We start from the raw sequence: 6,846 nt of genomic DNA, 5'->3' as shown, positions 1-6,846 counted from the left end.
CCCGGTGCAATACCGGACTCACTTTTATCAAGCTGCCTAATGAAATAACCGTGTCTAACTTTTAGGGGTCACTTCAGAAATGAATTTTCAAGTAGCTTTTTTATGTGAATAGAAAGTAAGAAATAAGAAGGGTTATACAGGCACTCCCGCTAATGATATAGCGAGTCTGTAAATATTTATTCATAGAAAACACCCACTGATTAAAGTTTTACTTTATGATTTTCTATAGTATATGTTGGATATAGAAAATAAGTAGTTACGTTATACGTGTAATGTTTCAATTTTTTCATTTACTTGCTTATCGTTTGTTGCGCTATTATAAGTAAAAGTTTGGCCTAAAAAGAGTACATGCAGTTGTTCCCACGGTAACATACGTAAATTCCAATTATTTCGGAGCCTTGTTACTGCCTCGCGAGGTGTTTCATCGGCAAGGGCAAAAGTTCCGTAATGCATCGGTATAAAGTGTGTAGCGTTTAAATCTAAATAAGCTTGCACTGCCTCTTCAGGTGAAACGTGAGATACTTTCATAAACCACTCTGGTTCATAAGCGCCAATTGGCATAAGGGCAATATCAATTGAAAAGCGTCTGCCAATTTCTTTGAAACCTTGGAAATAGCCACTGTCACCACAAAAATAAACGGTTTCTTTCGTTGGTTCATTATTAATAATCCATCCCCCCCAGTGAGATGTATTCATATCAAATAAGGATCTTCTCGTCCAGTGCTGGGCCGGTACGAAGTGAAAGGAAACATCATTAATGATCGTATTTTCCCACCAATTATACTCTTCTACACGAGTAAATTTTTTGCGAGTAAATAGTTTTTTCAGTCCAATAGGAACAAGGTATAAAACATCATCATTTAGCTGGCGAAGCGTTGAAAAATCTAAATGGTCATAATGACCGTGTGAAATGAGGACAATATCAATTTTAGGTAGTTCTTGTATAGAAAGACCAGGTTCAGTAAGTCTTGGAACTAATTTTAATTTAGTAGCCCATACTGGATCTGTTAATATATTCAGCCCATTCGTTTGGATAAGGAATGTGGAATGACCAATCCAAGTTACAGACGTCTTTTCAAAGTTGTTTTGTAGAAATTTACTTTGCTTAACAGGTGATTGTTCTACTAAAAAAGAAAAATCCTTTTTATTTTGTTTTCGTTCTTTTCGCCAACGTATAAAGGAACGAATTGATTTTTTTGTACTCACATTATCCATGTTTTCATAACGTTTTGTCATGAACATCACCTCATTTAAAATCGTTGTAATTGTATTGTACCGAAATGTTGTTAAGGAATACAGTGTATAACATGGATGAATGTTTAAGGAATTGTTAAAAAATAGGGGGATGCGTTTACAAAAGTAACAATAAAATTAGTTTTGCAACTTCTATTTAGAGAAATAATAGTAAAAAAATAAATTTTGTCTAGTAATTGGCTTAAAATAAAGAAGTAACATACGGAAATTCGTACGATTTCGTGAACAAATGTAGTAAACAATTTTCTCGTAGTGTTAACTTTTGTTATGATAAACATAACCTATTTAAATTTAGGATAGAGAAAAGAGGTTTATAAATGAAGCGTTATCAAAAAATAATTGGTCTTATGGTTGTATTTTGTCTCTTTGTACTTGCTGGATGTAGTGGATCGGGTTCAAAGCTTCGTAAACCATTGAATTGGGATTTAGAAACTTTCCAATTTACAAATCAAGATGGAAAGTCATTTGGTACAAAAGATTTAAAAGGGAAAGTTTGGGTTGCTGATTTTATGTTCACAAATTGCCAAACAGTTTGTCCGCCAATGACTGCCAATATGGCAAAACTGCAAAAGATGGCCAAAGAAGAGAAATTAGACGTTCAGTTTGTTTCGTTTAGTGTAGATCCAGACCTTGATAAGCCGGAGAATTTGAAGGCTTTCATTCAAAAGTTTACAGAGGATACTAGTAACTGGAATTTATTAACGGGTTATTCATTAGAAGATATTACAAAGTTTTCAAAAGATAATTTCCAATCACTTGTAGATAAACCTGAGGATGGTCAAGTTATACATGGTACATCATTTTATTTAATTGATCAAAACGGAAAAGTAATGAAAAAGTATAGTGGTATTAGTAATACGCCGTACGAAGACATTATACGTGATATGAAGAGATTAGTGGATTAAAAAGAAGGGTGCATAGCACCCTTCTTTTTTACATTAGTCTATGGATAAAATGTCATGTTGTTGTGGAAGTTTTGGTGCCCGAATTTCTAACACGCCGTTTTGATACGAAGCTTTCGCTGCTTTTTTATTAATTGAGTACGGTAATTTAATCAATCTTGATGCTTCTGAAATGGAACGTTCTCGGCGATAATAGTTATGAGATGTTTCTTCCACGACCTCTTCAAGTATCTCTTCTTTTACAGAGACTTTTAAGTATTCACTTTGTATTTCAATTTGAATTTGTTCTTTTTGTATACCTGGTAGTTCAGCTGTAACAACGAGTTCTTCACCAACTTCATATAAATCTACGGGGAATGTTAATAAACGATTTCCTTTTTGGAAAAAATGATTTAAATCAGCGATTACATTGCGAAGTGGTGTTTGCTCGAAGAAATCATCAATTTGCTTTAAATAATTGCGAACCGGTGGGCGAGAAGAGTCTTTTTTTTCTTCACTCATGGTATTCCCTCCTAGAAATCAATTTGCAATATCATATGACAAAAGCGGAGAAAGGTGATTGCCTAGTTTTCATGTTTTCATAAAAAATTGTTAAAAATGTGAAATGGAGTGATTTTTTTATAGTTTTTGGTCGCCATATTCAATTGATTATGCTAGTATAAATAGGGTTGATATAGTAGTATATAGACAGAATGAAAACTGAAAGAGGGTAAGAAGTATGTGTGGTTTTGTAGGATGTTTATGTGAAAACCCTAGAGAGTTTTCAGAAACAGAAAAACATCAATTTGAAAATATGAACACGATGATTTTCCACCGTGGTCCAGATGACGAAGGATATTTTCGTGATGAACATGTACAATTTGGCTTCCGCCGTTTAAGCATCATTGACTTAGAGGCAGGACATCAGCCGCTAACTTATGAAAATGATCGATATGTAATTATTTTTAATGGTGAAATTTACAACTATGTAGAATTACGTGAAATGTTACTTGAAAAAGGTGCAACGTTTGCAACACAATCTGATACAGAAGTTATCATTGCATTGTATGCACATATGAAAGAAAAATGTGTAGACTATCTTCGTGGTATGTTTGCATTTATGATTTGGGATCGTGAAGAGAAGAAACTTTTCGGTGCACGTGACCACTTCGGTATTAAACCTTTATACGTCGCACAACAAGGTGATACTACATTCTTCGCATCTGAGAAGAAAAGTATTATGCATGTGATGGAAGATAAAGGCGTTAATCCAACGTCACTACAACATTACTTTACGTACCAATATGGTCCAGAGCCAGAAACATTAACAATTGATGTTAATAAAATCGAGCCTGGTCATTATTTCGTAAAAGAAATCGGTAAAGAGATGGAAATCCATCGCTACTGGAAACCTTATTTCAATGCTTCAAGCGCAACGAAAGAGGAGCATATCCAAGCAATTCGTGATGTGTTGTATGATTCAGTAAAAGTGCATATGCGCAGTGATGTACCAGTAGGTTCATTCTTATCTGGTGGTATCGATTCATCTATTATCGCTTCTATCGCAAGAGAAATGAATCCAAATCTTTTAACATTCTCAATTGGTTTTGAACAACGTGGTTTCAGTGAAGTTGATGTTGCAAAAGAAACTGCTGAGAAATTAGGCGTTAAAAACCATAACGTATTCATTTCAGCGAAAGAGTTTATGGATGAGTTCCCAAAAATCATTTGGCATATGGATGATCCTTTAGCAGATCCAGCAGCTGTACCATTGTACTTCGTTGCAAAAGAAGCACGTAAGCATGTAACAGTTGTTCTTTCAGGTGAAGGTGCAGACGAGCTATTTGGTGGTTATAACATTTATCGTGAGCCAAACTCACTAAAAATGTTCTCTTACATTCCTAGCCCAGGTAAGAGCGTTCTAAAAGCATTAAGTGGTGCTCTTAAAGAAGGATTTAAAGGAAAGAGCTTCCTAGAGCGTGGGTGTACGCCAATTGAAGAGCGTTACTATGGAAACGCGAAAATCTTCCGTGAAGAAGAGAAAGTTGAATTAATGAAGTATTACAATGAAAGTGTTAACTATATGGATATCACGAAACCATTGTATAACGAGATTAAAGATTATGATGATGTAAGCAAAATGCAGTACATTGACATGTTCACATGGTTACGCGGTGACATTTTATTAAAAGCTGATAAAATGACAATGGCAAACTCATTAGAACTTCGTGTACCGTTCTTAGATAAAGAAGTATTTGATGTTGCATCTAAAATTCCAACTGAATTTAAGATTGCTAACGGAACTACGAAAGCTATTTTACGTGAAGCGGCACGCGGAATCGTTCCAGATCACGTATTAGATCGTAAAAAACTTGGATTCCCAGTACCAATTCGTCACTGGTTAAAAGACGAAATGCATGATTGGGCTATCAATATTATAAACGAGAGTAAAACAGAGCATTTAATCGACAAACAGTATGTATTAAACTTACTGGAAGCACATTGTGCAGATAAAGGCGATTATAGCCGTAAAATTTGGACTGTACTTGCGTTTATGGTATGGCATCAAATTTATGTTGAGCATAAATACGATACGAATAAGTTCCACGAAGAAACGAAACGTGCGTATAGCTTAGTTTAATTAGAAAAACCTTAAGATCGCATATGGTCTTAAGGTTTTTTTCATAAATAGGACGTATTATTGATACAATAATAGTAAAAGGATGGACAACATATGATTACGTTTGAAAAAGTAACTGTAGATAATGAAAGCGTTGTTAAAGAAATGTTTCGCTCACATAGTTTAACTGAGAATCAAGTACAGTATTGTGTGAAAGTTGATGATACATATATTGGTGTAATAGACTATAGTGTACAAGAGGAGAGTGCAATTTTATCGCAGTTAATTATTCACTTTGATTATCAAAGTTACGGTTATGGGACAAATACGTATTTTACATTTGAAACGATGATGAAAGAAAGAAACGTGAAAGAGATAAAGGTATTACAAACGGAATTAACAGAACAAGCAAAAACTTTCATAGAGAGCTTTGGTTTTAATGAAGAAGATGGAATATATGTGAAGAAAATATAACGATGAGTAGTTGTGCGAGATAAATATAAGGCAGGTGGATATATGACGATGACTTCTGGTCTTGTATTAATTGGAGGGTGTTTTATAGTAGCAGAGCTAATCCATATGTTCATTCGAAAAAGAATGAATAAGAAAAGAAAGCCGTATGAATTACAATATGCCCCTGTGTTTTTCCTTTTATTTTGTATGCTTATTACATTACAAAACATAACGAACTTTCCACCGCTTTTAAATATTTTTTTAAAGTTCGGTTTGCTGTATAGTAGCACTGGAATAGCCCTTTTATTTCTTTTATTTTGCATACGTTATATTCACTATCAATCGTATATATTTATTTTAAATTGGTTAAAGCACAATGATAGAAACCGCCTTATATAAGGCGGTTTTTTTATTTGTAATTGTAATGGTTTTGAAAGTTATATGTATGCTGATTTATTTAATAGTAGTTCCATATATCAAAAAACAACGAGGTGCAATTTGACATGGAATATAAATAAGTGGATAACAAGATACAGATGTTTTTGTATATAAAGCTCAAAATTTCATTAAAATTTATAAAAATAATTAGATGATTTAACATATTATCTATTATTAGTATGTGGTACTATATATTCTTAATCTGTAACGTAAGTAGGTGTATAAATTTGAAATGTTAATCAACTAGTTTATCTTAAGTGCTGACAAATAGCAGGATTAAATTTTGGGGAGGTTTCGTTTTTTTTATGTTTTATTTGGATATTTTATTTCTTGAATGGATGACCAGTGTGGAGGGAAGTGTGCTTACAATACTTTTTAAACTTATATCTAGTATTGCAAATGAAACGTTGTATTTAGTCATTATTTCGATTTTATATTGGTGCGTTTCTAAAAGAAAAGCATTTCATATGATTGTTATGCTTTGTTTCTCTGGGTATATAGGGATAGTGGTAAAAGAATTCATGAAAATCCCGCGACCGTATACATACGAAGGAATTCAGGCTTTATATGAAAAATCAGCTGCAGGTTATTCTTTTCCAAGTACACACGTCCAGTTAGCGACAACATTTTGGGGCTCTTTTATGATGTTATGTAAAAAGAGAATCATTTGGATCATTGGAATTATTTTTATAATATTGGTTGCTACTTCTCGTCTATATTTACGTGTACATTGGCTCAGTGATATAATAGGTGCCGTTTTAATTAGTGTCATAGTTGTTTATTTATATACGAAAGTAACAGGGGAATTAAGTGATAGGAAATTTATATTGTTACAACGAATTGTATTGGTAGTTTCACTCATTATGTATTTTATGACTGACCAAATAGATAATTTAAAATTACTTGGAGTTTTGACAGGTTCTACGATTGGTATCATGTTAGAGAATCACTTTATTAAAATGAATGAAAATAATAATTTTAAAATACAAGTAGTAAAAACAGTTTTAGGCCTTAGTTTCATATTAATGATACAGCTCATACTAAAAAAAGTAATACCTGATATGTATTATGTACGTTATGCATTGACTGGAATTACAATTACTTTCTTATGTCCGTTTATGTTTCACATGTTACGGTTAAAAAGTGAATAGCAAATAAGTACAAAAATATTTTGAATAAAAATGAGGTCGAAATTATATA

The 6,846-nt window shown here is 33.0% G+C and carries 7 protein-coding genes; 5 read left to right on the top strand and 2 right to left on the bottom strand.

What is annotated here, in order from left to right:
* Positions 1-261: 261 nt before the first annotated feature.
* Positions 262-1,236, bottom strand: a complete 975-nt coding sequence (locus JDS99_RS26385; RefSeq protein ID WP_199696002.1) for an MBL fold metallo-hydrolase — start codon at positions 1,234-1,236, stop codon at positions 262-264.
* A gap of 335 nt (positions 1,237-1,571) precedes the next feature.
* Between JDS99_RS26385 and JDS99_RS26380 the strand changes: the two genes are divergently transcribed.
* A complete protein-coding gene (locus JDS99_RS26380; protein ID WP_046959312.1) occupies positions 1,572-2,159 on the top strand; it encodes an SCO family protein in 588 nt (195 codons plus the stop codon).
* 33 nt (positions 2,160-2,192) lie between these two features.
* Here JDS99_RS26380 and JDS99_RS26375 read toward each other — a convergent pair whose 3' ends face one another.
* Positions 2,193-2,657 carry an Hsp20/alpha crystallin family protein gene (locus tag JDS99_RS26375; protein ID WP_199696001.1) on the bottom strand — a complete coding sequence of 155 codons (465 nt, stop codon included), beginning with the start codon at positions 2,655-2,657 and terminating at the stop codon, positions 2,193-2,195.
* A 217-nt stretch (positions 2,658-2,874) separates the two neighbouring features.
* Between JDS99_RS26375 and asnB the strand changes: the two genes are divergently transcribed.
* The 4 genes from asnB to JDS99_RS26355 all read left to right on the top strand — a co-directional run bounded on the left by asnB (position 2,875) and on the right by JDS99_RS26355 (position 6,797).
* Positions 2,875-4,776: an asparagine synthase (glutamine-hydrolyzing) gene (gene asnB / locus JDS99_RS26370; RefSeq protein ID WP_000333826.1), complete on the top strand. Its 1,902-nt coding sequence runs from the start codon at positions 2,875-2,877 to the stop codon at positions 4,774-4,776.
* Between the two features lie 93 nt (positions 4,777-4,869).
* The gene (locus JDS99_RS26365; protein WP_048541207.1) at positions 4,870-5,229 is read left to right on the top strand and encodes a GNAT family N-acetyltransferase; all 360 of its coding nucleotides are present in this window, start codon (positions 4,870-4,872) and stop codon (positions 5,227-5,229) included.
* A 48-nt stretch (positions 5,230-5,277) separates the two neighbouring features.
* The gene (locus tag JDS99_RS26360) at positions 5,278-5,607 is read left to right on the top strand and encodes a hypothetical protein (protein WP_097907492.1); all 330 of its coding nucleotides are present in this window, start codon (positions 5,278-5,280) and stop codon (positions 5,605-5,607) included.
* A 344-nt stretch (positions 5,608-5,951) separates the two neighbouring features.
* Positions 5,952-6,797, top strand: coding sequence for a phosphatase PAP2 family protein (locus JDS99_RS26355; RefSeq protein ID WP_199696000.1), 846 nt, complete (start codon positions 5,952-5,954; stop codon positions 6,795-6,797).
* The last annotated feature ends 49 nt before the right edge of the window (positions 6,798-6,846 follow it).

Source organism: Bacillus cereus group sp. N6, from assembly GCF_016483705.1.
GTDB classification, from domain to species: Bacteria; Bacillota; Bacilli; order Bacillales; family Bacillaceae_G; genus Bacillus_A; species Bacillus_A wiedmannii.
This window is presented reverse-complemented; position numbering and strand designations above follow the sequence as displayed.